Source organism: Bradyrhizobium sp. GW821-FHT13H05, from assembly GCF_058804065.1.
The window spans coordinates 570,713-596,429 of record NZ_JBXAPO010000003.1 but is presented as its reverse complement, the minus strand read 5'-3'; the positions used below and the strand labels follow the sequence as shown (position 1 = coordinate 596,429).

30 protein-coding genes are annotated in these 25,717 nt (G+C 64.4%); 8 read left to right on the top strand and 22 right to left on the bottom strand.

The window, feature by feature from the left end; all coding sequences use genetic code 11:
• Positions 1-79: 79 nt before the first annotated feature.
• Entirely contained in the window at positions 80-826 is a 747-nt protein-coding gene (locus AC1RR3_RS11730; RefSeq protein ID WP_492822546.1) for a glycosyltransferase family 25 protein, read from the bottom strand.
• Between the two features lie 180 nt (positions 827-1,006).
• Here AC1RR3_RS11730 and AC1RR3_RS11725 point away from each other — a divergent pair, with 180 nt between their 5' ends.
• Positions 1,007-2,218 (top strand): DegT/DnrJ/EryC1/StrS family aminotransferase, encoded by a 1,212-nt coding sequence (locus AC1RR3_RS11725; RefSeq protein ID WP_492822544.1) that lies wholly within the window; start codon positions 1,007-1,009, stop codon positions 2,216-2,218.
• Between the two features lie 11 nt (positions 2,219-2,229).
• Positions 2,230-3,258: an NAD-dependent epimerase/dehydratase family protein gene (locus tag AC1RR3_RS11720; protein WP_492822542.1), complete on the top strand. Its 1,029-nt coding sequence runs from the start codon at positions 2,230-2,232 to the stop codon at positions 3,256-3,258.
• Between the two features lie 4 nt (positions 3,259-3,262).
• On the opposite strand, the gene AC1RR3_RS11715 is transcribed toward AC1RR3_RS11720, so the two are convergent.
• From AC1RR3_RS11715 to AC1RR3_RS11700, 4 genes are all read right to left on the bottom strand, one after another.
• Positions 3,263-4,768, bottom strand: coding sequence for a glycosyltransferase family 39 protein (locus AC1RR3_RS11715; protein ID WP_492822540.1), 1,506 nt, complete (start codon positions 4,766-4,768; stop codon positions 3,263-3,265).
• A gap of 6 nt (positions 4,769-4,774) precedes the next feature.
• Complete coding sequence (locus tag AC1RR3_RS11710; protein WP_492822538.1) at positions 4,775-5,908, bottom strand: glycosyltransferase family 2 protein; 1,134 nt, start codon at positions 5,906-5,908, stop codon at positions 4,775-4,777.
• 273 nt (positions 5,909-6,181) lie between these two features.
• A complete protein-coding gene (locus tag AC1RR3_RS11705; RefSeq protein WP_492822536.1) occupies positions 6,182-6,385 on the bottom strand; it encodes a hypothetical protein in 204 nt (67 codons plus the stop codon).
• A 90-nt stretch (positions 6,386-6,475) separates the two neighbouring features.
• Positions 6,476-6,856 carry a hypothetical protein gene (locus tag AC1RR3_RS11700; RefSeq protein WP_492822535.1) on the bottom strand — a complete coding sequence of 127 codons (381 nt, stop codon included), beginning with the start codon at positions 6,854-6,856 and terminating at the stop codon, positions 6,476-6,478.
• A gap of 104 nt (positions 6,857-6,960) precedes the next feature.
• Between AC1RR3_RS11700 and AC1RR3_RS11695 the strand changes: the two genes are divergently transcribed.
• Both AC1RR3_RS11695 and AC1RR3_RS11690 read left to right on the top strand, forming a co-directional pair.
• Positions 6,961-7,797, top strand: coding sequence for a DUF72 domain-containing protein (locus tag AC1RR3_RS11695; RefSeq protein ID WP_492822533.1), 837 nt, complete (start codon positions 6,961-6,963; stop codon positions 7,795-7,797).
• Between the two features lie 8 nt (positions 7,798-7,805).
• Positions 7,806-8,267, top strand: coding sequence for a DUF488 domain-containing protein (locus tag AC1RR3_RS11690; protein WP_492822531.1), 462 nt, complete (start codon positions 7,806-7,808; stop codon positions 8,265-8,267).
• Between the two features lie 110 nt (positions 8,268-8,377).
• On the opposite strand, the gene AC1RR3_RS11685 is transcribed toward AC1RR3_RS11690, so the two are convergent.
• The 10 genes from AC1RR3_RS11685 to AC1RR3_RS11640 form a co-directional block, all read right to left on the bottom strand.
• A complete protein-coding gene (locus tag AC1RR3_RS11685) occupies positions 8,378-9,292 on the bottom strand; it encodes a PhzF family phenazine biosynthesis protein (protein WP_492822529.1) in 915 nt (304 codons plus the stop codon).
• A gap of 120 nt (positions 9,293-9,412) precedes the next feature.
• A complete protein-coding gene (locus tag AC1RR3_RS11680) occupies positions 9,413-10,306 on the bottom strand; it encodes an amidohydrolase family protein (RefSeq protein ID WP_492822526.1) in 894 nt (297 codons plus the stop codon).
• 21 nt (positions 10,307-10,327) lie between these two features.
• A complete protein-coding gene (locus tag AC1RR3_RS11675) occupies positions 10,328-11,569 on the bottom strand; it encodes an MFS transporter (RefSeq protein WP_492822524.1) in 1,242 nt (413 codons plus the stop codon).
• Positions 11,570-11,618: 49 nt separating this feature from the next.
• The gene (locus AC1RR3_RS11670; protein ID WP_492822522.1) at positions 11,619-12,350 is read right to left on the bottom strand and encodes a GntR family transcriptional regulator; all 732 of its coding nucleotides are present in this window, start codon (positions 12,348-12,350) and stop codon (positions 11,619-11,621) included.
• 118 nt (positions 12,351-12,468) lie between these two features.
• Entirely contained in the window at positions 12,469-12,666 is a 198-nt protein-coding gene (locus AC1RR3_RS11665) for a hypothetical protein (protein WP_492822521.1), read from the bottom strand.
• Between the two features lie 113 nt (positions 12,667-12,779).
• Positions 12,780-14,087: an adenylate/guanylate cyclase domain-containing protein gene (locus AC1RR3_RS11660; protein WP_492822519.1), complete on the bottom strand. Its 1,308-nt coding sequence runs from the start codon at positions 14,085-14,087 to the stop codon at positions 12,780-12,782.
• A gap of 29 nt (positions 14,088-14,116) precedes the next feature.
• Positions 14,117-15,280 (bottom strand): ABC transporter permease, encoded by a 1,164-nt coding sequence (locus tag AC1RR3_RS11655; RefSeq protein ID WP_492822517.1) that lies wholly within the window; start codon positions 15,278-15,280, stop codon positions 14,117-14,119.
• On the bottom strand, positions 15,277-16,212 hold the full coding sequence (locus AC1RR3_RS11650; protein ID WP_492822515.1) for an ABC transporter ATP-binding protein: 936 nt from the start codon (positions 16,210-16,212) through the stop codon (positions 15,277-15,279). The genes AC1RR3_RS11655 and AC1RR3_RS11650 overlap by 4 nt, the downstream gene beginning before the upstream one ends.
• Positions 16,209-16,997: an HlyD family secretion protein gene (locus AC1RR3_RS11645; protein WP_492822513.1), complete on the bottom strand. Its 789-nt coding sequence runs from the start codon at positions 16,995-16,997 to the stop codon at positions 16,209-16,211. Before AC1RR3_RS11645 ends, AC1RR3_RS11650 begins: the two co-directional genes overlap by 4 nt.
• Positions 16,994-17,656, bottom strand: coding sequence for a TetR/AcrR family transcriptional regulator (locus AC1RR3_RS11640; protein ID WP_492822511.1), 663 nt, complete (start codon positions 17,654-17,656; stop codon positions 16,994-16,996). The genes AC1RR3_RS11645 and AC1RR3_RS11640 overlap by 4 nt, the downstream gene beginning before the upstream one ends.
• 110 nt (positions 17,657-17,766) lie before the next feature.
• Here AC1RR3_RS11640 and AC1RR3_RS11635 point away from each other — a divergent pair, with 110 nt between their 5' ends.
• The 3 genes from AC1RR3_RS11635 to AC1RR3_RS11625 are packed head-to-tail and all read left to right on the top strand — an operon-like array spanning position 17,767 to position 18,989.
• Positions 17,767-18,102: an ArsR/SmtB family transcription factor gene (locus tag AC1RR3_RS11635; RefSeq protein WP_492822509.1), complete on the top strand. Its 336-nt coding sequence runs from the start codon at positions 17,767-17,769 to the stop codon at positions 18,100-18,102.
• A complete protein-coding gene (locus tag AC1RR3_RS11630) occupies positions 18,099-18,563 on the top strand; it encodes an SRPBCC family protein (RefSeq protein WP_492822507.1) in 465 nt (154 codons plus the stop codon). Before AC1RR3_RS11635 ends, AC1RR3_RS11630 begins: the two co-directional genes overlap by 4 nt.
• A gap of 12 nt (positions 18,564-18,575) precedes the next feature.
• Positions 18,576-18,989, top strand: a complete 414-nt coding sequence (locus AC1RR3_RS11625; protein ID WP_492822505.1) for a GFA family protein — start codon at positions 18,576-18,578, stop codon at positions 18,987-18,989.
• A 4-nt stretch (positions 18,990-18,993) separates the two neighbouring features.
• Here the strand turns inward: AC1RR3_RS11625 and adhP are convergent, their stop codons facing one another.
• The 3 genes from adhP to AC1RR3_RS11610 form a co-directional block, all read right to left on the bottom strand.
• Positions 18,994-20,019 carry an alcohol dehydrogenase AdhP gene (gene adhP / locus AC1RR3_RS11620; RefSeq protein ID WP_492822503.1) on the bottom strand — a complete coding sequence of 342 codons (1,026 nt, stop codon included), beginning with the start codon at positions 20,017-20,019 and terminating at the stop codon, positions 18,994-18,996.
• Between the two features lie 144 nt (positions 20,020-20,163).
• Positions 20,164-20,574, bottom strand: coding sequence for a DUF2000 family protein (locus AC1RR3_RS11615; RefSeq protein ID WP_492822501.1), 411 nt, complete (start codon positions 20,572-20,574; stop codon positions 20,164-20,166).
• Positions 20,575-20,696: 122 nt separating this feature from the next.
• Positions 20,697-21,086: a DUF4189 domain-containing protein gene (locus AC1RR3_RS11610; RefSeq protein ID WP_492822499.1), complete on the bottom strand. Its 390-nt coding sequence runs from the start codon at positions 21,084-21,086 to the stop codon at positions 20,697-20,699.
• A 223-nt stretch (positions 21,087-21,309) separates the two neighbouring features.
• On the opposite strand from AC1RR3_RS11610, the gene AC1RR3_RS11605 reads away from it, so the two are divergent.
• Positions 21,310-21,765, top strand: a complete 456-nt coding sequence (locus AC1RR3_RS11605) for an avidin/streptavidin family protein (RefSeq protein WP_492822497.1) — start codon at positions 21,310-21,312, stop codon at positions 21,763-21,765.
• A 72-nt stretch (positions 21,766-21,837) separates the two neighbouring features.
• Here AC1RR3_RS11605 and AC1RR3_RS11600 read toward each other — a convergent pair whose 3' ends face one another.
• From AC1RR3_RS11600 to AC1RR3_RS11585, 4 genes are read right to left on the bottom strand one after another with little or no spacing between them, the layout of a single operon-like run.
• Positions 21,838-23,442: an NTP transferase domain-containing protein gene (locus tag AC1RR3_RS11600; RefSeq protein WP_492822496.1), complete on the bottom strand. Its 1,605-nt coding sequence runs from the start codon at positions 23,440-23,442 to the stop codon at positions 21,838-21,840.
• Positions 23,439-24,140 (bottom strand): XdhC family protein, encoded by a 702-nt coding sequence (locus tag AC1RR3_RS11595; protein WP_492822494.1) that lies wholly within the window; start codon positions 24,138-24,140, stop codon positions 23,439-23,441. The genes AC1RR3_RS11600 and AC1RR3_RS11595 overlap by 4 nt, the downstream gene beginning before the upstream one ends.
• A 2-nt stretch (positions 24,141-24,142) precedes the next feature.
• The gene (locus AC1RR3_RS11590; RefSeq protein ID WP_008137521.1) at positions 24,143-24,466 is read right to left on the bottom strand and encodes an XdhC family protein; all 324 of its coding nucleotides are present in this window, start codon (positions 24,464-24,466) and stop codon (positions 24,143-24,145) included.
• Between the two features lie 12 nt (positions 24,467-24,478).
• Positions 24,479-25,681, bottom strand: coding sequence for a vWA domain-containing protein (locus tag AC1RR3_RS11585; protein ID WP_492822491.1), 1,203 nt, complete (start codon positions 25,679-25,681; stop codon positions 24,479-24,481).
• Positions 25,682-25,717: the final 36 nt, after the last annotated feature.

The following is a 25,717-nucleotide window of genomic DNA, read 5'->3' as shown; positions in this document are numbered from 1 at the left end:
AAGCGCCCCTTGAGCCATGACGGACGGAATTCAATTTGCGTTAATCGTCGCTCTGTAGGTCGTTCCGGGCAGTGTGCGCCTAACCCCAAACCCGTGCATCGTGGGTAAAGGTCGTCGAGGTCGCGTTATTATTGCGCGGCACCACGAGTGGTGCGAAGCAAGCATACGCTTTGATGAAGCGGTAGATGCTGTTCCCCATCCCATCCAGACCTGTCGTCGGCAGCACGCGATTGCCGAGCGCCTCGATTTTGACCGGCCGATTGTCCATCGGGTAGCAGAACTCCAGGAGCCTCTCCGCTCCCGCGGGAGATATCACCGTCCCGGCCGGGCCAAAGCAGCTGTTGAGCCGCAGCGCCGCGACCTGGGAATTCGCCCTCTGGAAAGCAGCGTCGGTCTGGTCATCCGGGTGCTGGGGCCTGAAGATCATCATCGATTTCATGCCTGGCGCCAGCTCGAGATCGAGTATCGAATCCGTGTTGCAGCCAAGCACCAGAATATCCCACTTTTCGAGGGACGGAAGCAGCGTCGCCAAGCGGGCGATGATGTCGTGGCGGATGGTGCAATCGTCCTCGAACACGAGGGCGGGATCGTTCTGCTTGGCGATCCAATTCAATATCCGCCACAATGAAGCGGCACTGCCAACGGCTCCCCTGGTGAACTGCGAGCCAGGAGCCACAAGGCGCATCTCCATCACCTCCTGATCGGTCATCTCCAGCCCGTTGGACGCGGAGAAGCGCTCGAAGGCGATTCCACAACCTGCATTCCGCTTCAGAAATCTCTCGTATTTCTCCGGATGGCGATCGAGATTGATGACGAAGTTCTTCATATGCGAGAAAGACCGTGAGCGATGGGACAGCGGTGAGCTTCACTAGAATATTGATTCGTCAGTCGCGGCTAGCCCAAAACACCCTGTCAATCGCGCCCCCCGTCGCACACGAATGCTCCGCACAAGTCTCGGCCTATATCGGTAACCAGTCACAGACCGTACCGATAACCAGGACTCGAGATGACTGCCGCAGTCCCTCTTGACTCGCTAACGCCGCTGGCCAGGAGCCCGCTCCATATCGTGCGTCCGAGGTTTCCAAGAACGGAGCAGTTCCTGGCCGCCTTCGAGACAGCGCTGGAGACCGGCCAGGTCACGAACAACTCGCGCTGGGTCGTCGAATTCGAGACTCGCTTGAGCGAGTATCTCGGCGTCCCCACACTGGTTTTCTGCAATGGCCAGATCGGCATGATGGCCATGCTGAGGGCGGCGGGAATCTCCGGCGGCGAAGTGATCGTGCCGTCATTCACGTTCAGCGCCACTCCGCATGCCGTCAGGTGGGTCGGCGCCGAACCGGTGTTCGCGGACATCCTCGACGACATGACCATGCGCCTCGATCCTGATGATGTCGAGCGCAGGATCACCGACCGGACGGTCGCCATCCTTGCCGTCGACGCTTATGGGGTCGCCAGCGAGTACGTTTCGCTTGCTCGCATCGCCGAGCGCCACGGGCTGAAATTTCTCGTCGACAGCGCGCCCTCGTTCGGTACGCGCGTCGATGGCAAGTTGGTGGGTGGCTGCGCAGATGCGCAGATGTTCAGCTTCCACGCCACCAAGGCCTTCGCAACGATGGAAGGCGGTTGCGTCTGCAGCCACGACGCGGAGTTGCTCGCGCGCGTCAAGGCGCTGCGCAATTTCGGGCAGATCGACGGCGCCGACTGTCACGAGCCGGGTTTGAACGGCAAGATGCTGGAGATATCGGCCATCATCGGCCTCGAGCAACTCAAGACGTTCGAGCTGGCCATTGCGACGCGCCGCCAGGCTGTGGCGCGCATGCGGACCGGACTATCCGGAATTCCCGGCCTGCTCGTGGGGCAGGAGCCCGCAGGCGTAGAGACGAACTGGCTGTATCTGCCCGTCGTCGTCGCCGCCGAGGAGTTCGGACTCGACCGGGATGCGCTGGCCGCGGCGCTCGAGAAGCACGACGTTTTCGTCCGGAAGTATTACAGCCCGCCCTGCCACCACATGACGGCTTACAACACCCAGAAAAAGGTGAAGTTGGAGGTGACGGAAAGGGTCGCTTACAACGTCCTCGCGCTTCCGGTCTACAACGACATGACCGAGGAAGAATGCGATCTCATCGTTGCCGCCATCCAGTACGCGCACCAATCCGCGCGAAACGGAACGACGTCCTGGTCGCAAAATCAGACCAGCCCGATGCCCTCAAGAACATAGAAGTCTAGGACATGCAGAAAGTTCTCGTGACTGGAGCGGGAGGCTATATCGGCATTCCCCTGTGCCAGATGCTGGCCCAAAAGGGCTATTCGGTGACTGCACTCGATCGATGTTTCTTCGGTCGGGATCGATTCATGCAGGCGGCATCCCACCCGAATATCAAGATGCTGGTCGACGACATCCGCACCGTGGATCCCCAGCAGTTCGAGGGCATGGACGCCGTCATCGATCTGGCCGGACTGAGCAACGACGCCTCCGCGGAAATCGACCCCGAACTGACGGTCTCGATCAACCATCAGGGCGGCGTTCGTGTGGCCCGCGCGGCCAAACGGGCCGGCGTACGTCGCTATGTCTATTCGAGCTCGGCATCGGTCTACGGCCACGGCCAGGAAGTGTCGCTCGACGAGCACGCGGTCTGTCGCCCACAGACGCTGTATGCCGAAAGCAAGCTTCACGTCGAGGACGAGTTGCGCAAGCTGCAGAGCGACACGTTCGAAACGGTCATACTCCGCAACAGCACCGTGTTCGGGCTGGCTCCGCGCATGCGCTTCGACCTCGCCATCAACGTCATGACATTGCGCGCCTGGAAAGAGCGGGTCATCTACGTCATGGGAGGCGGCGAGCAGTGGCGGCCGTTCATCCACGTTCACGATGTCTGCCGCGCCCTGATGCTGGGCATCGAGAGCGACGCATCGGTCGTGTCCGGGGAAACCTTCAATGTCGGCGGAGACGATCTCAATTATCAGATCAAACAGCTCGCGAACTTCGTCAAAGACATCATTCCGAACATCGTCACCCACACGATCCCGGATGCGACGGACAAGCGAACCTACAATCTGTCCTTCGGCAAGATCATACAACGCCTGAAATTCGATCCGTCCTCACGCGTGCATGAAGGTATCGTTGAGATAAAGCAGGCTCTGGAGCGGGGCACGGTGAGTGGCGACGATCCCACAACCCATACGCTGGGATGGTACCGTTCCCTGATCGACTGGGACAAGAGGATCAAGGAGCTGTCGATCAACGGCAAGATCCTGTGACCGCTCAAGGCACGAGCTCGGGCGGCGGCGAGCGGTCCAGCACGTCGCCCTTGGCGCCATCCAGAAGATCGATGCCGTAGGTTTCGACGACCAGCGGCCCGCGCTTGCGCTGCAATTGCGCGACTTGCGTCACCTGCGTGAAGAGATCCTTGAGGGCGGGATGGCCGTCCGCGTGCAGCTCGTCGACATAGATCAACTTGCCTGCGAGCAGCTTCGGATCGGGATCGGGCATGTTGACCCAGCGGATGCGTTGGTTCTGCTGCACCACGCAGGTGCCGCGCGGCAGGTAGAAGGCGAGCCAGCCGGTGGTGCCGTAATCCGGCGCAAGCACGCAGGTCGCCCCAGTGCGGGCGCGTACGGCGTCGATCTCGGCGGCGAGCTCGCGCCAGCCGACGCCAACGCTGCGCACGGTGGCATCGCGGCGATAGCCGGACAGCCAGCCGGTATTGGCCTGCACGATGAGGGCGGCAAACATCACGATACCGGTGGGCGCAGCCCAGCGCAGGCAGAAGTCGACCAGGCGTCGCGCACGCGGCTGCCACTGCACGAGGTTGGCGGCAGCCGCCGCCGCAACGACGAAGGGCGGATAAACCGGCGCGAACCAGTTGGCCTCGACGCGGGCATGCAGCGAATGCCAGACGAAATAGGCGACGATGGTCCAGAACAGCGTCTCGATCAGCACGCGCGAGGCCAGCGCGGCGGCCCGGCGCCAGGCCAGCGCATGCAGGCCCATCGCACCGAGGATGAAGACCAGCGGGGTTGCGAACGCGATCTGGGTCGGGATCAGCTCGGCGATGAAGACCGGACGGAAATCCTCGATCTTCGCCCGCCCAAGCTGTTTTACGAACGAAACCCATTGGTGATCCGCATTCCAGAGGATCACCGGCGAGAACAGCGCGAGCGCGACGAGGCCGCCGAGATAGGGCCAGGGCGAGAGAAACCAGCGCCGCAGTTTCGGTACGGACGCGAGCCAGATCAGGATCGCAGCGCCAAAGAACATCGCGGTGTATTTCGACAGCAGCGCCGCGCCGACGGCCGCGCCGACCGCGAGCCACCAGACGCCACGGCCGGTCTCCAGCACCTTTGCCAGGAAGAACAGCACGAAGCTGGAGGCGACCAGCAGCGGCGCATCCGGCGTCACGATCAACGTGCCGACAGAGGCCATCATGGTGACGTTGAGCAGGATGGCGCTGGTCGCGGCCACACGCGCGCCGCCGAACAGGATCGCGGCGGAGCGATAAATCGCATAGCTCATCGGCAGTGCGAGCAGGATCGAGACGAGGCGGACGCCGAGCTCGGTATCGCCGGCTATCATGGTGCCGGCGCGGATGACGTAGGCGACCATCGGCGGGTGGTCGTAATAACCGCCCGCCAGATGCTTCGACCACATCCAGTAATAGGCTTCGTCGAAGGTGATCGGCGTGAACGCAGCCGCCACCAGCCGCAAGGCCACCAACGCGAGGATCACCAGCGCGGTATTGCGGACGATCCGCGCGTCAGCTCCGCCCATCGTGCGCTATTTCTTGCGCCAGACGAACAGTCCGGACATCGCGTAGTTCCACACCACGCCCATCAGCGCGCCAGCCGCACCTGCAAGCCACCAGATCGGCTCCTGGTCATAGACCGAGAAGGCAACGCCAACATTGGCGAGCAGGCCGACGCTGCACACGATGTAGAACGCGATCAGGCCACGTAGCAGCGCAAAGCCCTTCAGCCGCTGGTCGCGATAGGTGAGAAAGTTGTTGAGGACGAAATTGCTGGTCATGGCGACGATGGCACCGGCGGCCTGCGCCTCCGCGAACGGCGCCTTGAACAACTGAAGGCCGATGAACAGCGTGGTGAGATGCACCACGAGGCCGATGCCGCCAACCATCGCGAACAGGATAAAGCGCAGCGAGACGGCGTCGTGGGTGAACTTGGCCAGCACCAGGCCGAGAAAATCCAGCGCAACCATGGAATCGAGCTTGCTCTCGCCGTGCTGGCGCTCACCGAACGTGTAGGGAATTTCGACGGCGCGCAAACTGCCGTGCGCGCTGGCGACGAGGTCGAGCAGGATCTTGAAGCCGTGCACCGACAATTTCGGCGCCAACTCTTCGAAACGGTCGCGCCGGACCATGAAGAAGCCGCTCATGGGATCGGCGATCTCGACCCGCAGCGCCTTCCTGGCAAGCTCGGTCGCCAGCGCGCTGGCGCCGGCGCGCTGCTTGTTGAAACCTTCGCTCTTGTAGCCCTCGATGTAGCGGCTGCCGACCACGAGATCGGCCTGGTCGCTCGCGAGCAGCAACAGCATCTTCGGCAGTTGCGTCTCGTCGTGCTGGAGGTCGGCATCGATCACGGCCGCATAGGGCGCGCTGGAGGCTAGGATGCCCTCGATGCAGGCCCCCGACAGGCCGCGGCGGCCGATACGGCGGACGCAGCGCACGCGGCTGTCGCGCTGCGCCAGCGCGCGCACGACGTCCCAGGTGCCGTCAGGCGAATTGTCGTCGACGAACACGACCTCCCAGGCGACGTTGGCGAGTGTCGCCTCCAGCCGCCGGTACAGCACGGTGACGTTGTCGCGCTCGTTGAAGGTCGGGACGATGACCGACAGTTCCGGCCCCTCTTGAGCCTGGGTCGGATTGTCGGAGCCCGGTCTGATCGCTTCATTCATGACGGCAGCGTATATCCGCCGCGTCCTGCGCTGCCAAGTTCTTGTGCGACCAAGTTCTTGGGCTAGAAAGCCGGGGTTTCTCTGGGGGAGCGGGCCAAAAGGGCCCTAAAATGCCAACGACCCCGGAACGGCGGACCGCGCGTACATCCGGCGCAGGCCCAAGCTATTCCAAGGTCGTCCCAGCGCCGGAGTTTTTCTCTCAACGTCGCCGTTACAAGCTAAATGGGGATGACAAACCGGCATTTCAAGGGGGCAAAAAGCCCCCCTTTCAGACTAGTTCGGGACTTCCTTGATCACCGGGCCGCGCGGTGCGGGCGCGGCGGGGGCTACCGGCGCCATGGCGGCCGGGGCCGGCTCGACCCTGGCCGGCTTGGGCAGCTTGCCGTACTGGCCGATCGGCCCGAGGACGACGGCGACCGCCAGCACGATCGCCGCGACGATCGCGCCCAGAATGCCACCCACCGACTCAGACGACATGGAAACCCATCCCTGCTCCACAGATAGGCCCAGTGATACCATGGATGAGCGCGGCGCCGGAAGGGCTCCCGGACGGCATCGGTGAATGGTCTATTTCTGCGGCGGCCTGTGCTTCACGAAGGCCGTCACAATGTCCTTCTGCGCCGATTCGACCGCCCTGTTCGCAGTCGCGAGATGGGCGCCGGCATCAATGTTCGGATATTGCGTGGTGAGATAGTCCAGCAAGGCTACACGATAATATTGCCGCTCCGACGGACAGGCGCCCGCCACCGAGCGGCCAAAGGCCTGTTCCGAGAGGCCCTGATTAGAGTCGCGCGAATATTCCCGCGCCAGGCAATGCCAGTAATCGTCGCGGCCCTGCATGGCCTGCTTCTGCGCGCCCTTGGCATCGTCATCGTCAGCCAAGGCTGAATATGTCATGGCAGCAGATGTCATCATCACGAGCGCCGCTCCCACCATCAGCATCCGCATCTTGTTCTCCTGTTTGTGCAGATTTCCTGGTGACCTTAAACGGGACGCGGCAACTGGCCAATCACAACTCGTTTGACTAGGATGCAGGCCTTCCCTCCACGTCGATGCGAGATCCTTCCGTGGCCAAAGCAAAAACCGTGTCCAAAAAATCCGGCAACATCTTCATCGGCATCGGCGGCTGGACCTTCGAGCCCTGGCGCGGGGTGTTCTATCCGGAGAAGCTGACGCAGGCGAAGGAGCTGTCCTACGCCGCCTCGAAGCTGACCTCGATCGAGATCAACGGCACCTATTACGGATCACAGAAACCGGAGAGCTTTCGCAAATGGGCCGGCGAAGTGCCTGAGGGTTTCGTCTTCTCGGTGAAGGGACCGCGCTTCGCCACCAACCGACGCGTGCTGGCCGAGGCCGGCGACTCCGTCAAGCGGTTCTATGATTCCGGCGTATTGGAGCTCGGCGATCATCTCGGTCCCGTGCTGTGGCAGTTCGCGCCGACCAAGAAGTTCGACGGTGCCGATTTCGGCAAGTTCCTCGAGCTGCTGCCGCGCAAGCTGGACGGACGCGCGCTGCGCCATGTCGTCGAGGTGCGCCACGATAGTTTCTGCACGCCCGATTTCATTACGCTCATCCGCGAATTCGAGACACCGGTCGTGTTCGCAGAGCACGGCAAATATCCCGCCATCGCCGATGTCGCCGGCGATTTCGTCTATGCCAGGCTCCAGAAAGGTGATGACGAGATCAAGACCTGCTATCCGCCGAAGCAGCTCGATGCCTGGGCCGAGCGCTTTCAGGCCTGGGCTTCGGGCGGCGAGCCCGACGATTTGCCGAAGGTCGACAAGGCCAAGCCGAAGAAGGAGCCGCGCGACGTGTTCGCCTATGTCATCCATGAGGGCAAGGTGCGTGCACCGCACGGCGCCATGGAACTGATCGCGCGGGTGAGCTGAGGCGGCCCATGGCAAAGGCGAAGAAGCTCTTCACCATCGGTTATGAGCAGACACCGCCCAAGGCCGTGCTGGACGAGCTGGAGCAGGCCGGCGTCAAGCTCGTGGTCGACGTGCGCGCGGTGACGTCATCGCGCCGGCCGGGCTTTTCCAAGAAGCAGCTGTCCTCAGGCCTCGACGAACGCGGCATCGCCTATGTCCATCTCGCAGCCCTCGGCACGCCCAAGGAGGGGCGCCTCGCCGCCCGCAGCGGGCAATATGATGTGCTGGAGAAGATCTACGCGAAGCATCTGATGACACCGCAGGCACGGGAAGAGATGGACGAGCTCTCGGCGCTGGTGAAGAAGGCCGGTCCCGTCTGCCTGCTCTGCTATGAGCGCGACCACACGCACTGCCACCGCCAGATGATTGCGGAGATCATCGAGGAGCGCGATGGCGTCGCGGTGAAGAATTTGGCGGGGCGGCAGGTCTGAACGACTCTCTCCGTCATGGCCGGGCTTGTCCCGGCCATCCACGCCTTGCCACGCGGCACGAAGAACGTGGATGCCCGGGACAAGCCCGGGCATGACGATTGAATAGAGAGCTACCCCTCCCCAGCCAACCGGAACGTCCCTTCCATCATCTGCACGCATTGCCCGCCGACATGGGCGGAGACGATCTTGCCGTCCTGCTTGCGCACGCGCGTTAGCAAAAGGCTCGGCCGGCCCATGTCAAAGCCCTGGCCGACCGTGAGCTTCAACTCACCGTCGCACACGGGATCGAGATCAGCGAACAGCGCCGCCGCGGCGACGGTCGCGCTGCCGGTGGCGGGGTCCTCGGCGAGGCCGCCGGCGCCGCGCATGAACATCCGCGCCTGGATTTCGCTAGGCGCCTCCGCCGCAGGCACATCGCGTGTATAGAACCACAACGAGCGGGCGTCGTCGCGCGGCAAGACCCTGCCGAAGGCCGCTGCATCGGGCCTCGCCCGCTTCAGCGCATCGCGCGAACGTACTTCCGCCACCACGAAGGGCGTTCCGACCCCGACGACCTGTGGAGCGTGGCGCTCGGTCCTGATGTCATCTGCCGTCAAGGAGATGCAGGCCGCGACGTCCTCGGCGGAAAGCTGCGCAAGTCGCGAGAGCGGCTGCGGCGCGGTGAGCTCGGTGCTGACCACCCTTCCCTGCTCACGCGAGATATCGACCGGCACGAGGCCCGCCTTCTCCTCGAACAACAAGCGCGGCTTCGGCTCCTTCGCAAGGCTCGCGAGCACAAAAGAAGTGCCGACATTGGGATGGCCCGCGAAAGGCATTTCCCTCACCGGCGTGAAGATGCGCACCTCCGCGTCATTGGCCTTGTCGCGCGGCGGCAGCACGAAGGTCGTCTCGGAATAGTTGAACTCGGTTGCGATCGACTGCATCTGCTGCGTGGACAGCCCGCCGGCATCCAGCACCACGGCGAGCTGGTTGCCGCCGAAGGCGCGATCTGTAAACACGTCGACGGTGATGTAGCGGCGCTGCATGGCTGGTCCTCACGCAAATGGCGGCCGCAACCGGCCGCTTCGCGCAGCACTCTACAAGCGGGCGACATCGCCCGTCATGCCCCAAAATTGAGTGCAATCGGAGCAATCGCGAATGACGAATCAGAAGCGGAAGAGCTGCCGTGGCGATGCCAACACTTGCGCACGCTCGCCCGGATCGACGATCAGTGTGTCAAGAAACTGCCGGCTCTTTGCGTAAGTCTGCGACGTCTCGAACTGCGTGTGCGGCCAGTCGCTGCCCCACAACAGACGATCGAGGCCGTAAGCGTTGCGCAGCAGCGGATAGGCCGCCTTCGCAAAATCTTCGCCGGCCGCGCCGTTGCGATATGGCGCCGAGATCTTGACCCAGACGCTCCGCGTTGCGCCGAGCTTGAGCACGGACTGGAAGCCTGGATCGGCGACGCCGAGCTTGGGATCCGGCAGCGCGTAGTGATCGAGCACGACGGCGACGCCGTGGTCGAGCAGCTGCGGCGCGAGCACAGCGAGATCGGCCGCATTGCGCTGGACCTCGACCTGCCAACTCAGCGCCTTCACGCTCGCCAGCAATACCTTCCATTCGCCGGCACCAAGATCGGGCAGAGCTTGGCCGACGAGATTGAGGCGAATGCCGACCACGCCAGCGCGATCGAGCGCGCGCAGCTCGTCCGCTGACACAGCGGGATCGACCACGGCAATGCCGCGCAGGCGCGTCCCGACTGTCTTCAAACACTCGACCAGATAGGAATTGTCGGTGCCGAGAAAGCTCGGCTGCACCAGCACGCCATGGGTCATGCCGTTGCGGTCGAGCTGCTCCAGATAGAGGGCCAGCGGCGCGTCGTAGTCCGGCGCATAGCGCCGGCCCGACGCGAGCTTGAGGCCGCGGTGAAAGACATGGGCGTGGGTATCGATAACAGGCAAGGCCGCCTCACTGCTGGCTGTGGTCGCGGCCACTGTGGCGAGCGATGCGAGACCCGCGCCAAACTGGCGGCGCGTCAGGCCGCGCCGGGAACATGTCATGGCAGCTCCTCCCCATCCCGGTCAGGCGCGCGTCGCAGCGGTCTGTTCAAAGACCTTGCCGCGGGTTTCGGGAAGCAACAGCACGGCGATCAACACCAGCGAATAGGCGAAGGCCGCATCGATGCCAATCGCCGGCCCAAGCCCGATATGATCGCTGAGGAAGCCGACCAGGAACGGAAACGCGGCGGAGACGATGCGGCCGAAATTGTAGCAGAAGCCGACACCGGTGCCGCGCACGCCCGCAGGATAGAGCTCGCTGAACAGCGCCGCCATGCTGGCGGGAATGCCGGCCGAGAAGAAGCCGAGCGGAAAGCCGAGCACCAGCATCTCGCCATTGGTCAGCGGCGCGAAGATGTAGATCAGCACCGTGACGATGCACGCGCTGGCGAACAAAGCGACATTGGCTCTCCGGCCGATACGATCGCTGATGATGCCGCTCGCCACGCAGCCGCAGAAGAACGCGACGATGATGACAGCGAGATAGCCGCTGGAGCCCAGCACCGAGAGGTGGCGCACCTCGCGTAAGTACGTCGGCAGGAAGGTGGTCAGCGCGGCGTAGCCGCCGTGCGCGCCGATTCCGAACAGGCCGCCGATCAGCGTCGCGCGCAGCACGTCGCGGTGGAAGATGCCGGAGAGCGTCGCGAAGAACGGCGTCTTCTCGCTTGCTGCCGCGCGCGGCGGCTCCTTCAAGCCGCGGCGGATGAAAATGATGAGGAGCGCGGGCAACAGCCCGAGCGCGAACAGCAGCCGCCAGGCGATGTCGGCCGGCGCATAGGTGAAGACCAGCGCCGAGAGCAGCACGGCCGCGCCCCAGCCCACGGCCCAGGCGCTCTGCACCGAGCCGAGCGCCTTGCCGCGGTGCTCGGCGCGGATGATCTCGGCCATCAGCACCGCGCCGCAGGCCCATTCGGCGCCGAAACCGAGGCCCTGGATCGCCTTCAGGATCACGAGCTGGGTGTAGGTCATCGCGAACGCGCAGGCGAAGGTCGCGAGCGCGAAGGTCGCAACCGTGATCTGAAGCGCCTTGACGCGGCCATAGCGGTCGCCGAGCGCACCACCGAGCCAGCCGCCGAACGCGCCGAAGAACAGCGTGACCGAGCCGAGCAGGCCGGCATCGGCCTTGCTGATGCCGAAGGCCGCGATCAACGCGGGGATGGCAAGGCCAAACATCTGGACGTCGAGCGCATCCAGCGCCCAGCCGCCAAAGCTTGCCCAGAACGTCCGCTTCTCGAGCGGCGAGCATTCGCTGTACCAATTTGACATGTTTCCTACCCCTGTACGCGTTATTGTTTGATGTCGTCGAAGTCCGCGCTCACCTGATCTCGGCGTGGTAGCGGAAGCGGTCCGCCGGCCCGCGCGAGCGGCGCCATTCGATCGGCCGCCGTTCGAGGTCGAGCGCGAGGCGCTCGATCACGATCAGCGGTGCGCGGGCCTCGAGCCCGAGCAGGCGCGCCTGCATCTCGTTGGCGGTCTCGACCGTCAGGATTTCCTCGGCAGAGACCACGACCTCGCCGCAGCGCTCCTCGTAGAGCGGATAAAGCAGGTCGCCGAACTCGGCGGTGTCGATCTGAAGGATCGGCGCGAAGCGCGATTGCTGGAGCCAGATCTCTTCGGCGAGCAGCGGCACGTCGTCGATCAGGCGCAGGCGCGACAGGCTAATCACGGGCTCGCCGACGGGAATGCGCAGCGCAGATGCGACGGCGGAGGTGGCCGGAATGCTCTTGCGGCGGATGATGCGGCTCTTCGGCACGCGCCGCTCGCCGCTCTCGGACTGGAAGCGGAAGAAGCGGAACAGCGACGAGTTGAAGCGCGCGCGGCGCACGAAAGTACCGCGGCCCTGCTGCCGCTCCAGAACGTAGTCGCTGACGAGCTGGTCGATCGCCTTGCGCACGGTGCCGATGGCAACGCCGTAATGCGCCCCGAGCTCGGCTTCAGACGGGATCGGTTCGCCCGGCCGCCATTCATTGCGGTTGATCCGCGCGGCGAGGTCGTCGCGCAGGCGCTGGTAGCGTGGCAGGCGCTCATCGCGCGGGGCTGAATTCATCTAGTCATATAGATGACTAGATGAAACGGGAGTCAAGCACTACCAGAATACTGCAATCTTGCAGGACGCGTGGCCGGGCTGGAGGCCTTCTCCAGCCCGGCCACGCCCGCTTTGATCGTCAGTTCGTGGTCTTCGGCATGCAGGGCGGCTGCGTATAGGGCGCAGAGGCATACGCGCCCTCTGCCGGAGCCCTCACGCAATCCGCAGTCGCCTGCGCAGGAGCACGCCGCGGGGCGGCGTCGCGGGCGGCAGCGGCCTGGGTCTGGTAGACGGCGGCAGCGATCAGCGCGGCCGCAACAAGGGGCAATCGGGTCATGGATTTTCTCCGCGTGACAAACGGAAGCCGAGAGGTTCGACCTCCTGAGTATGAGAGCGGATATTCCCGCGCGATATTTCATCACGCGCCTTCAACGAAACGCGAGCAGCCCCTCACCCCAGTTGAAACACAGCCACCTTCTGTTCGTAACCGCGCACCGTGACCTCGCCGAGCGCAACCGCATCCTTGCCGTCGTCGCCCAGCGCCTCACGCACCGACGCGGAGATCAACAGCTGGGAGCCGAACTCCTTGTTGAGCGCCTCCAGCCGCGAGGCGAAGTTCACGGTGTCGCCGATCACCGTGTACTCCTTGCGCCGGGGCGAGCCGATATTGCCGGCGACGACCTCGCCGAAATGGATGCCGATGCCGATCCGCAGCGGCCAGCTCGTCTCTGCGTTGATGCGGTCCATCGCAGTCAGCATCTCGCGGCCCGCGGCGACAGCGCGGTGCGCGGCGTCGGAAGCCTCCAGCGGCGCGCCAAACAGCGCGAGAAAGCCGTCGCCCAAGAACTTGTTCACGATGCCGCCCTCGCGGTCGAGGATGTCGACCAGTACGGCGAAGGCACCATCGAGCCGGTCGACCACCTCCTGCGGGGTGCGCGACTGCGCGCCGGCGGTGAAGCCGCGGAAATCGACGAACATCACGGCGACGCGGCGGACGTCACCGCCCGCGCTCGGTCCCGCCGCCATCAGCCGCTCCACCACCTGCGGCGAGACGTGCTGGCCGAACAGGTTCGTCACCCGGTCGCGGGCGGTGGCCGCCGCGATGCTCGCGGCAAACTGTCGCCGCAACCGCCCGCCGACGGCGCCCGCGAGCACGCCGCAAATCAGGATGATCGTGCTGCGCACCGCGTGAAAGTAGATCAGGGGTTCACCGGCGTCGCTCGCCGAATTGTAATACAGCGCGACGACCAGAAGTTCGGCCGCGGCCACAAATCCCGTGAAGGTGGACAGCCAGAAATCGAGCCGCAGCGTCGAAAGAATGACGAAGATGAAATAGACCAGCGGCAGCACGAAACCGAGCGCGGGCCCAGCGCCCATGCTGCGAATCTGCAGGATCAGGATGATCGTCGGCAGCGACGTTTCGATAAGGGCGCCGATATAGCGCCTGATCACCGGCAGGTCGCGGTCGAGCTTGAGGTTCCGCCTGATCTGGCTGTGGACCCAGACCTCGAAGAGGATGAAGCCCCCCAAGAGGATGTATTCGCGGACCAGGCCCCCCGTCCCGCGCCAGACCCGGTTCACGATGGCAGGGTCGATCGTGTACGTTGCGGTGAGGAATATGATGATGACGCAGCCCGTCATGATCAGCGCCCTCACCCGCAACAGCTCGGTGCGCAGCACTTCCCGCGTCAGCTCGCGCTCGAAATCCTCCGACAAGGCGGCATGCTGCCGGGCCTTCCTGCTCGCAAAACTGACCATTCCACCCCTCGATTCCGGGGCATCTTGCCTCAATCCAGCGTGCGGCGGAAGCGCGTCACGGCGATGGTCATGGCGACCAGCATCAGGGCCGCCAGCGCCAGCGCGTCGAAGTGCAAATTGTGCATGCCGGCGCCCTTCAGCATGATGGCGCGGACGATGCGCAGATAATGCGTCAGCGGCAGTGCCTCGCCGAGATATTGCGCCCAGGCCGGCATGCCGGCGAACGGGAACATGAAGCCGGAGAGCAGAATGCTCGGCAGGAAGAACATCATCGACATCTGCATGGCCTGGAGCTGGTTCTGCACCAGCGTCGAGATGGTGTAGCCGATCGACAGATTGGTGGTGATGAACAGCGTCGAGAGCAGCGCCAGCAGGAACAGATTGCCGAGCACGGGCACGCCGAACAGGAACACGCCGATGCTGATGATCAGGAAGGCCTGGACGAAGCCGACCAGCACATAGGGAATGATCTTGCCGAACATCACCTCGACCGGCCTGATCGGCATCGACAAAAGGGCCTCCATGGTGCCACGCTCGACCTCGCGCGTGACCGAGAGCGCGGTGAAGATCAGCATGGTCATGGTAAGGATGGTGCCGACGAGACCCGGCACGATATTGAGGCTGGAGACCGCAGCCGGGTTGTAGCGCGCATGCGCGCGGATCTCGAACGGCATCTCCGGGGGATTGCCGATGTAGAGATCGTGCTTGAGCGCGGTCTGCACGACCATCCCGAGCGAACCGATCGCCGCGCTGGCCGCCACGGGGTCGGTCGCATCGGCCGCGACCAGCAGCGCCGGCTTGTCGCCGCGCCGCACCGCCCGTTCGAAGCCGCGCGGGATCTCGACGCCGAACAGCACCTTGCCCGACTTCAGCAGATTGTCGAAATCGTCGACGTCGTGGACCTCGTAGATGAAGTGGAAGTAGGCGGTGTTCTCCAGCGCCTTCAGGATCGAGCGGGCGAGATCCGAGTCCTCCTGGAGCAGCACCGCGCTCGGCAGATGATGCGGCGTGGTGTTGATGGCAAAGCCGAACAGCATCAGCTGCATCACCGGCAGCATCACGATCATCGCGAACGAGACGCGATCGCGCCTGAGCTGGATGAACTCCTTGATCAGCATCGCATAGGAGCGCTTCCAGAAACCGAAGCGTTCCCGGATTTCGTATGCAATGCTCGGACGATCGACGGCGCTCATTTGAAGTTGTCCTTGGACCGCCCCATCAATTCGATGAACACGTCTTCGAGCGAAGGATGCGATTTCTGCCAATGCAGGCTGCTCTTCTCACGCCACGGCGCGATGCTGGCTTCGAGCGCGGCAACGTCGCGCCCGGAGACATGCAGCGAGGTGCCGAACGGTGCCACCATGTCTACACCGGGCTTGCCGGTGAGCGCGGCCGCAAGCTCGTTGAGGTCCTCGCCCGTGACAGTGTAGGTCGAGAGCGAGGATTTCGCGATCACGTCCTCCACCGTGCCGTGTGCCAGCAGATGGCCATAGGCGATGTAGGCGATCTCGTGACAGCGTTCGGCCTCGTCCATGTAGTGGGTCGAGACCAGCACGGTGAGACCGTCCGCGGCGAGCGCATGGATCTCGTTCCAGAAATCGCGTCGCGCCTTGGGATCGACGCCGGCGGTCGGCTCGTCCAGCAGCAGCAATTTCGGATTGGGCAACGTGCAGGCCCCGAGCGCCAGCCGCTGCTTCCAGCCGCCCGAGAGTTCGCCAGCGAGCTGCTCCTCACGGCCCGAGAGCCCGAGCCGCTTGATCATGTCGCGCGCGGCGCCGCGCGCGTCGGAGAGGCCGTAGAGGCGTGCGACGAATTCGAGGTTTTCGCGCACCGACAGGTCCTGGTACAGGCTGAAGCGCTGGGTCATGTAACCGACCTGGCGCTTGATCTTGTCGGCATCGCGCCGGATGTCATAACCGAGACAGGTGCCCTCGCCGCTGTCGGGTGTGAGCAGGCCGCAGAGGATGCGGATGGTGGTGGTCTTGCCCGAGCCGTTCGGCCCGAGGAAGCCATAGATCGAGCCGCGCTTCACCTGCATTGACAGATCGTGCACGACCTCGCGGCCACCGAACGACTTGGTCAGGCCCTTGACGTCGATCGCGATGTCGTTGCCGCCGCCGTTCATCGCTTGTCCGCCACCGGTGTCTTTGGATTGAGATAGACGTCGATCGGCTGCCCGACGCGCAAGGCGTCGGGACGCGAGGGCCGCGCCTGGATCAGGTAGACCAGCTTGTTGCGTTCATCGAGGCTGTAGATGACCGGCGGGGTGTATTCGGCCGAAGTCGCGATGAAATAGATCTTCGCGGTGAGATCGGCCGCGCAATTGTCGCAGGCGATCCGCACGGTGTCCCCGATCGCAAGCTTGGGCAGCTCGGTCTCCGGCACGAAGAAGCGCAGCTTCATGTTGCCGGGCGGCATGATCGAGAGCACCGGCCGCTGCGCCGCCACCATCTCGCCCTCGCGGAAATAGATCTGCTGGATGGTGCCGGCCACTGGCGCAAAGCCCTTGCGCCGCGCCATCCGCGTCTCCGACGTCGCCACCCGCGCTTCCGCGACGCGCAAGGCGGAGACGGCCGAGTCGAGATTGGCTTGCGTGCCCGAACCGGTCTTGCTCAGCGAAGCCGCGCGGTCATAGGTCTGCTGCGCGTTGGCGAGCGTCGCCTTGTTTTGGTTGAGATCGGCAAGCTGGAGGTCGTCGTCGACGGAATAGAGGGCGTCGCCAACCTTGACCTCGTCGCCCTCGCGGATGCTGAGCTTGGTCACCCGGCCCGCCTCATCCGGGCTCACGAAGATCATGTCGGCTTCGACCCAACCTTGGAAGCCGGGATCGCGCTTCTCGTTGCAGCCGGCCAGACCGGTTGCCAGCACAGCGACCAGTAGAAATGCAGAAATTATTCGCGACGACCTCATGTCGTCCTCCGTTCGCCAAAGATCAAATCGAGATGGACGCGCAGCATGTCCTGCGCGTCGAGCGGCGCGTGCCGCGCAAACAGGCTCTGCCAGATCACCGCGATCATCGCCGGCGCGACCAGGATCTGCGGATAGCGGGCAAGGTCCTTTTCGCGGATCTCGCCGCGGGCAATGCCGAGCTCGATCAGCGCGCGCATGGCGGCGATCCCGCGCGAGACGACCTCGCGGTAATAGAAATCAGCGACAGAGGGAAAGCGCGGCCCCTCCGCCACGATCAGGCGCACGAGATCGCCGCGCCTGGTGCCGATGACCTCTCTCAGGAAGTTGCCGGCAAATGCCTCAACGAGGTCGCGCACCGAGCCCGCCGGCGGCGGCAGTTCAGTCAGCCGCGCCACCACGGGCACGATGACGATGCGCACAAGCTCCTCGAACATCGATTCCTTGTCCTTGAAGTGCAGGTAGATCGTGCCCTTCGCGACGCCCGCGCGCTTGGCGATGTCATCAAGCCGCGTCGCGGCAAAGCCGCGCGCGATGAATTCCTCCATCGCAGCCTCCACGATCGCCGCGCGCCGCTCGGCCGCGCGCGTTGCTCGGTTCGAGACGGGCGCTCCCTCGCTGCTGGCGGATGACGTCACGGACTTGGTTGGCTTCTTGGTCATGATAAATTTATGACTGACCAGTCAGTCATAGTCAATCGAGAAGCGAGCACGCAAAGCCGGCCTGTTGAATTAGTCTTGACTAATGCATTAGCTACCACTAATTTATCGACATGATCGAAACCGCCGCAAATCCCGTCACCACCGTGATGCGTGCTCTCGCCGATCCGACCCGCCGCGCCGTATTCGAGCGCGTGTTCGAGAGCAAGGAGATCAGCGTCGCCGAGCTGACCCGCGGCAGCGGCGTCACACAGGGCGCGATCTCGCAGCACCTGAAGTCGCTCAAGCAGGCCGGCCTCGTCGCCGAGCGCGCCGAGGGCCGCAACGTCTATTACCGCGCTGCGCCTGAAGGACTCGAGCCGCTGGTGAGCTGGATGGATCATTACGGCGTCTTCTGGCGCGAGCGCTTCCAGAACCTGCGTGACCTCTTGAAGGAGATCGATCCGTGAGTGCTGCCGCGTTGAACGCTGAAACCAGAGACATCGTCATCGACGAGGTCTTCCCTCACACCGCCGAGACGATCTGGAAGGCGCTGACCAGTGCGCAGCTGATTGCGCGCTGGTTGATGCAGCCGACTGGCTTTGAAGCCGTCGAAGGCAAGGACTTCACGTTCCAGACCAAACCGGGCGGTCACTGGGATGGCGTAATTCATTGCCGGGTTCTGGAAGTCGTGGCCAACAGGCGCCTCGTCTACGCCTGGAAGGGCGGAGACGCGCGCAACGCCGGCTACGGCGCGCCGCTCGACACGATCGTGACGTGGTCCCTCACCCCGGTCGAGGCCGGCACGCGAATTCAGCTGGTTCATGCCGGCTTCGTCCTGCCCAGGAACGAGTCGGCCTACACGGTCATGAGCGGCGGCTGGAAGAAGGTGGTCCGCCAGCTCGACGAAATCAGCGGCGAAGACAGCTGAGGAGTTATCGCGATGGACAAGCCCTATACCGGCGGCTGCGCCTGCGGTGCGATCCGCTATTCGATTGCCAGTGAGCCCCTGTTCAGCAACCACTGCCAGTGCCGGGACTGCCAGCGGGAAAGCGGCAGCGGCCATGGCTCTTACATGACCTTCGCACGCGCCGGCGTCACCGTGACGGGCGACGCAAAACACTGGGACATGGTCGGCGATAGCGGCAACGTGAAGACGCGCGGCTTCTGCGCGCAGTGCGGCTTGCCGGTTTACCTGACCTTCGCGGCGATGCCCGACATCTTCACGATCCGCGCCGCAAGCCTCGACGAGCCCGCCCGCTACAAGCCGCAAGTGGTCACCTACGCCGCGCGCGGACATGAGTGGGATCGCCTCGATCCAAGCTTACCGAAATTCGCGGGCATGCCGCCTTCGTGACGCGCTAGCCAAAGTCCAGCACCATGCGGCCGTCAATCTTGCCGGCCTTCATCCGGTCGAAAACGTTATTGATCTCGGCGAGCGGCACCTTGGTCACCTCGGCCTTGACCTTGCCGTCGGCGGCGAATGCGATGGCTTCGTCCAGATCGCGCCTTGTGCCGACGATGGAGCCGCGCACGGTGATGCGCTTGAGCACGACGTCGAAGATCGGCGTCGGGAATTCGCCAGGCGGCAGGCCGACGAGGCTGACAGTGCCCTTGCGCCGGACCATCTTCAGCGCCTGTGCGAACGCAGCGGTCGAGACCGCCGTCACCAGCACGCCGTGCGCCCCGCCTCCCGTTGCCGCCAGGACCTTGTCCACGGCATCGGCCGCGAGCGCGTTGACCGCGAGATCGGCGCCGGTCTCGCGCGCGAGCGCGAGCTTGTCCTCGGCGATATCAACGGCCACAACCTTGAGCCCCATCGCCTTGGCGTACTGGATGGCGACGTGGCCGAGCCCGCCGACGCCTGAGATCACGACCCATTCGCCGGGCTTTGCCTCCGTCTCCTTCAGGCCCTTGTAGGTGGTCACCCCCGCGCACAGGATCGGCGCGATGCCGGCAAAATCGATCGTCGCCGGCAGTTTTGCGGCGAAGGCGGCCGAGGCAATGACATATTCGGCGAAGCCGCCGTTCACGCTGTAGCCGGTGTTGTGCTGGTGCTCGCACAGCGTCTCCCAGCCGGTCTCGCAATATTCGCAAGCCATGCAGGCATCGTGCAGCCAGGCGACGCCGACGGCATCGCCCACCTTCAGATTCTTCACGCCGGATCCGAGCGCGGCAACGATGCCGGCAACCTCATGGCCGGGGATGAAGGGCGGTACCGGCTTCACCGGCCAGTCGCCGGAGGCCGCGTGCAGATCGGTGTGGCAGACGCCGCACGCCTTCACCTTGACCAGGACCTCGCCGGGTCCGGGCTGCGGCACCGGCACGTCCTCGATCACCAGCGGCTTGCCGAATTGTCTGACGATTGCGGCTTTCATGGTCGGCATCGGTCTGCTCCTTTGCATTACGCAAGGCAGACTAGCGAGGCCGCGCGAAGCACCCTTGATTGGAATCAAACCGCACAATGTTTGCGCAGCGCTCGCGCGATCGTGACATCGCGATGACGACGTGGCGCCAGGCGCGAAGACGCGTCAGCCGTGGAACTTGAGGCCGTCAACGATCTTGTCGATCACCTTGCGCTCGGCGCGCATCGCAAGACCGACGAGATTGAGGTCAGCGCGCGCCACCGCCCTCACCGCCTCACGATTGGCAGCGTCATGCGTGGTCCTGAACATGTCCTCGGTATAGACCGCCGGCTTGACGCTACGCGTGAGCGCACGGTCGAGTGCGCGCGTCAGCGCCGGACCATCGGCACCATAGATCAGGATCGGCTGGCCGATCAGCGAGAGATATTGCGTGCCCGAGGCGTCCTCATAGGGATCGCCGATGCATTCGGGAAACGCGGCCGCAATGCCGCTGGTGAGAAAGGACGCAACGTTGAGCTTCTGCCAGGCCTGAAGATCGGTGCGGATCACCACGGCGATCTTGGTGTCGAACTGCATGCATGTCTCCACAAACTGTCATTCCGGGATGCGCCGTCAGGCGCAGACCCGGAATCTGGAGATTATTGCACGAGATTCCGGGTTCGGCGCTACGCGACGCCCCGGAATGACGGCAAGAGGAATCAGCCCTTGGCGTCGCAGGCCCAGGCGCGGATCACGCATTCCTTGCCGCCATATTTGTAGCATTCGCGCGTGGCGGCATTGAGCGTGGCGGAGATCTTCGGCTTGACCGCATAGCCATAGGCACCGCAAGGATTGGACAGATCGACCGACATCGCGGCGCAGGCGCGCTTCATCGTGACGGTGGTGCAATCACCCTTGCACTGCTTCTGCGCCGCGGCACGGGCCTCGTGCTCGGCGCCGTAATCAAACGCCTGGCCATAGGCGCCGCACTTGCCGACCGCAAAGGCACCGGCGGCATGCGCTTCGGTGATGTGGCGAGCGCCCGCGACACAAATGGACAGTGCAAAGAAAAACATCGCGCAACGGCGCGCGACGACGTTCGACGTCATGGAAAACCCCTCCCCCCAAGGCAGGTGGAGGGAACTCTAAGTGCGGGACCGTTTCCACTTGGTGAACGAGTGATTGAAAAGCGCGCTCCGTCGAATGTGCGATCGAATGCATCTTTTAGTTGTATTTTTCAATCGCTTTATTTAGAGTGGTTACGGGGTATCAGCTCCAAGCGAAGAGCCGGAGGCAACGACCATGCGTCACAGCAACGGAATGCTCTTGGGAATGCTCATATCGACGTGCCTGGTCGGATCGGCTCAGGCGCAGTCAGTCAGCTGGATCTGGACGAACCAGTACGGCTCGAAGCTGGCCATCACCAGCTACAATTCGAATACGGGAGCGCTTTCCGGGACCTACACCAACAACGCGGCGAACAGCTGCGACCAGGGCCAGCCGCAGGGCGCGACGGGTTGGCTCGCATCCAGCAATACGGGCACGGCGATCAGCTTCAGCGTCAACTTCGTCGGCTGCGGTTCGACGGCCGTCTGGACCGGGCAGCTCAACAACAATTCCGGCTTTCAGGGGATGTGGTACCTGTCGCTCGCCGAAGAGATCGCATGGAATGGTGTCAGCGTCGGCGCCGACACGTTCACCTTCACCACGGGCGACAAGGCCTTGCTGACGAAGAGCGGCGTCAATCTGAAGGCCGCCAGCGAGAAACTGTCGAATACCAAGAAATAGTCGAGCGGCAGACATCGGTTCGTAGGGCGGGCACGGCGCTACGAGCCTTTGTCCACCCCGAGCTACGACACGTCATCCCCGCCGTGCCGCTTCCAGCGCCTGCGGCGTGTCGATGTCGAGGAAGGCGTCCTCGCCGTCGACGGGCACTTCGGCGACCGCTTCGGTGTGCCTGGCGATCAAATGCCGCGCACCGACATCGCCGTCGAGCGTCATCAACTCCTTGAAGAAGCGCCGCGACCACAGCACGGGATTGCCCCGGCGGCCGTCGCTGACGGGCACGACGATGAGGTTGCCGCGATCCGGCGCAAAGCCGTCGATGAGACGATCGATCAGGCCGGCGTCGATCAGCGGCATGTCACCGAGACATACCACGGCGCCGTCGCACGCTTCAGACACGGCCGCAATGCCGGCCTTGACTGAACTTGCGATACCGCCGGCGAAGTCCGGATTCTTGACGAAACGCGCCTTCAGCCCTGCAAGCGCCTGCTCGACCAGCTCGGTCTGGTGGCCGGTGACGACGATCACCTCGGATGCCTTGGAGGCCAGCGCCTGCTCGGTCGCGATCCGCACCAGCTTCTTGCCGTCGAGCTCGGCGAGCAGCTTGTTCGGCCCGCCCATGCGGGTCGAACGGCCCGCCGCGAGCACGATGGCCGCGACCCGGCTGTTGCCCTCGATCTCGGGCGTCGCGCGGGGCTGCGGGCGCGTCACGATCTCCATCAGCAGGCCGCCGACGCCCATGCCCATCAGTTCGGCACGCGTCACCTTGATGCCGGCCAGGAGCCGCATCAGCACCCAGTCAAACCCGTTCTCGACCGGCGAGCGCGCGCAGCCCGGCGCGCCCAGCACCGGCACGCCGCCGGCGCGGGCAATCAGCAGCAGATTGCCGGGGTCGACCGGCATGCCGAAATGCTCGATCTCGCCACCGATCCCGGTGACCGCAGCCGGAATCACGTCGCGGCGGTCGGCGATCGCGGACGCCCCGAACACGATGACGAGTTCGGCGCCGAGGCCGAGCAATTCCTTGATCGCGGCCGACAGCGCGCGTTCCTCGTGCTGGACCCGCCGCTCCGCGATGATCTCGGCGCCGGCCGGTGCGAGCCGCTCGGCGGTGACGCGCAGCGTCTTGTCGATTACCTTGGACGAGAGGCCCGGCAGCAGGGTCGAGACGATGCCGACGCGCTTGATTACGTAAGGCGCGATCTTCAACACGTCGCGGCCCGCCGTCTCTACCGCGGCATCGCGCAGACGTCCTTCAACACCAAACGGGATGATCTTGACGGTGCCGACCATCTCGCCCTCGACCACCGGCTTGTAGGCGGTGAGCGTGGCAAAGGTGATGGCTTCGTCGATATTGTTGATGCGGTCCACCGCGGCCCGGTCGATCACCAGCACGCCCGGACGCGCGGCAAACAGATTGGCGCGGCCGGTGAAGGCGCGCTCGACATGGATGCCCTCGCCGCCGACGGCCAGCGCGATGCTGGCGGCTGCGACGTCCTCGGAGACGTCGCCCTCCTCCATCCGCACCACCACGACATCCTTGATGCCGGCCCGCGTCAGCGCCTCGACCTCGGCGGGACCGATCGTCGTGCCTTTCTTCAGCACCAGCGCTCCCTGGCGCAGAGTGTGGACGGTCACCCCGCCGATCGCATCCTTGGGGCTCGCCGGTCCGAACTTCATGCCGCTTCTTCTTTTTCTTTGGGAGGCAGGCGGAGCACCGCCGTGATCTCGGCCATGATCGACACCGCGATCTCGGACGGCGAGACCGCGCCGATCGCAAGGCCGATGGGCGCGTGGATGCGCGCGATGTCGGTATCCTTCGCTCCCTGCGCCCGCAGCCGGTCGCCGCGCTTGGCATGCGTCTTCCGTGAGCCGAGCGCGCCGATATAGAAGCATCCGCGCTCGAAGGCATGCAGCAGCGCGGGATCGTCGATCTTGGGATCGTGGGTCACCGCGACGAAGGCGGTGTAGGCATCGACGTTGAGCGGCGGCAGCGCGGTGTCGGGCCATTCGGCAACGAGCGGAATATCAGGGAAGCGCTCCGGGCTCGCAAAGGCCGTCCGGGGATCGACGACTGTGACGTCATAGCCGAGCGAGCGCGCCAGCGGCGCCAGGGCCTGGCTGATATGGACCGCGCCGATGATGACGAGCTTTGCGGTCGGCGCGTAGACGTTGAGGAACAGCTTCTTGCCGCCGGCCTCGACATTGGCGCTCTTGCCCATGCGAAGCTGCTTTTCCAGCTCGGCGCGCAGTGGGTCCTTGGCGAAATCCGCAGCCTTCACCAGGCGCTGCTCCCCATTCTCGGTGTCGGTCACCAGGATCGCCGGCCGGCGCGCGACGCGTTCGGCATTGAGTTCGTGCAAAATCGCGAGCTTCACGGCTAGCCGACCTTCTCGACGAAGACGCGGATAGTGCCGCCGCAGGACAGCCCGACATTCCAGGCGGTCTCGTCGGCGACGCCGAACTCCAGCATCTTTGGCTTGCCGCTCTCGATCACGTCCATGGCCTCGGTGACCACAGCACCCTCGACGCAGCCGCCGGAGACCGACCCTAAGAAAGTGCCCTGGTCGTTGATGACGAGGCTCGAGCCCGCCGGGCGCGGCGCCGAGCCCCAGGTCTCGACAACCGTCGCCAGTGCGACGCCACGGCCGGCCTTCTGCCAGTCCTCCGCCGCCTTCAGGATATCCTCGTCGCGATCGAGCATGGTTAAAGCCTCTCAGGCTGCGGAACGGATCAGGCTGCGGTGATGCGGCGGCAGCGGACGGGAGAGCGTCGTGATCAGCTCCTGGATCGAACTCAAATTATGTACCGGGCGGAATTCGTCAACGTGCGGGAGCATCATTTTGATACCCTGGGCCTTGGCCTCGAAGCCGCCGAACCGCAGCAAGGGGTTGAGCCAGATCAGCCGCCGGCAGGACCGATGCAGCCGGTCCATCTCGAAAGCGAGCTTGGAATCGGCCTCCCGCTCCAGCCCGTCGGAGATCAGGAGCACGATGGCACCCTGGCTCAGCACGCGCCGCGCCCACAATTTGTTGAAGTTGTGCAGCGAGGCCGAGATTCGTGTACCGCCGGCCCAGTCCTCGACCGAGGCCGAGCAGCTCGCCAGCGCCTCGTCGGGATCGCGCTGGCGCAGCGCCCGGGTGACGTTGGTGAGACGGGTGCCGAACAGGAACACCGAGACGCGTTTGCGAGCGTCCCCTACGGCATGGAGGAAATGCAGGAACAGGCGGGTGTATTCGCTCATCGAACCCGAGATGTCGAGCAGCGCCACGATCGGCGCCGGCTTCTCGATGCGACCGAGGCGATGGATGTCGATGATGTCGCCGCCGGTGCGCAAGGATGCCCGCAGCGTGCGGCGCAAATCGATGCGCAGGCCATGGGGATCGGGTCGATGCCGGCGCGTCAGAAGCTCGGCCTGCGGCAGGCGCATCCGCTCGATGGCGCGGAGCGCCTCCGTGATCTCCGCCGCGCTCATCTGGGCAAAATCCTTTTTCTGAAGGATCTCCTTGTCGGAGACCGACAGGCGCAGATCCTGCTCCTGGTGCTGCGGCGTCTCCGTCATGCGCGGCTGCGACATCGCCTCCTGCACGCGGCGGGAGCCGGCCTGCGGCTTCTTCTTGGCCTGCTCCGGCAGCGGCACCGAATCCAGCATGTGCTTCCACTCTTCCGAGGCCCGGAAGAACAGGTTGAAGGCCTGCTTGAAGATCAGCGCATGCTCGTGGCGCTTGACGAAGATCGCCTCCAGCGTGGTGAAGACATCGGCGCGGTTGCCGATGTCGATCACCTGCAGCGCGCTCATGGCATCGATGACGGCACCCGGCCCGACCGGCATGCCCGACGCACGCAGCGCGCGAGCGAAGCCGACGATGTTGTCGGCGAACTGCTCGGTCTGCTCGGGCGCCAGGTGGTTGATGGCCATGGTTCAACACTCTCGGTCGTCATTCCGGGATGCGCC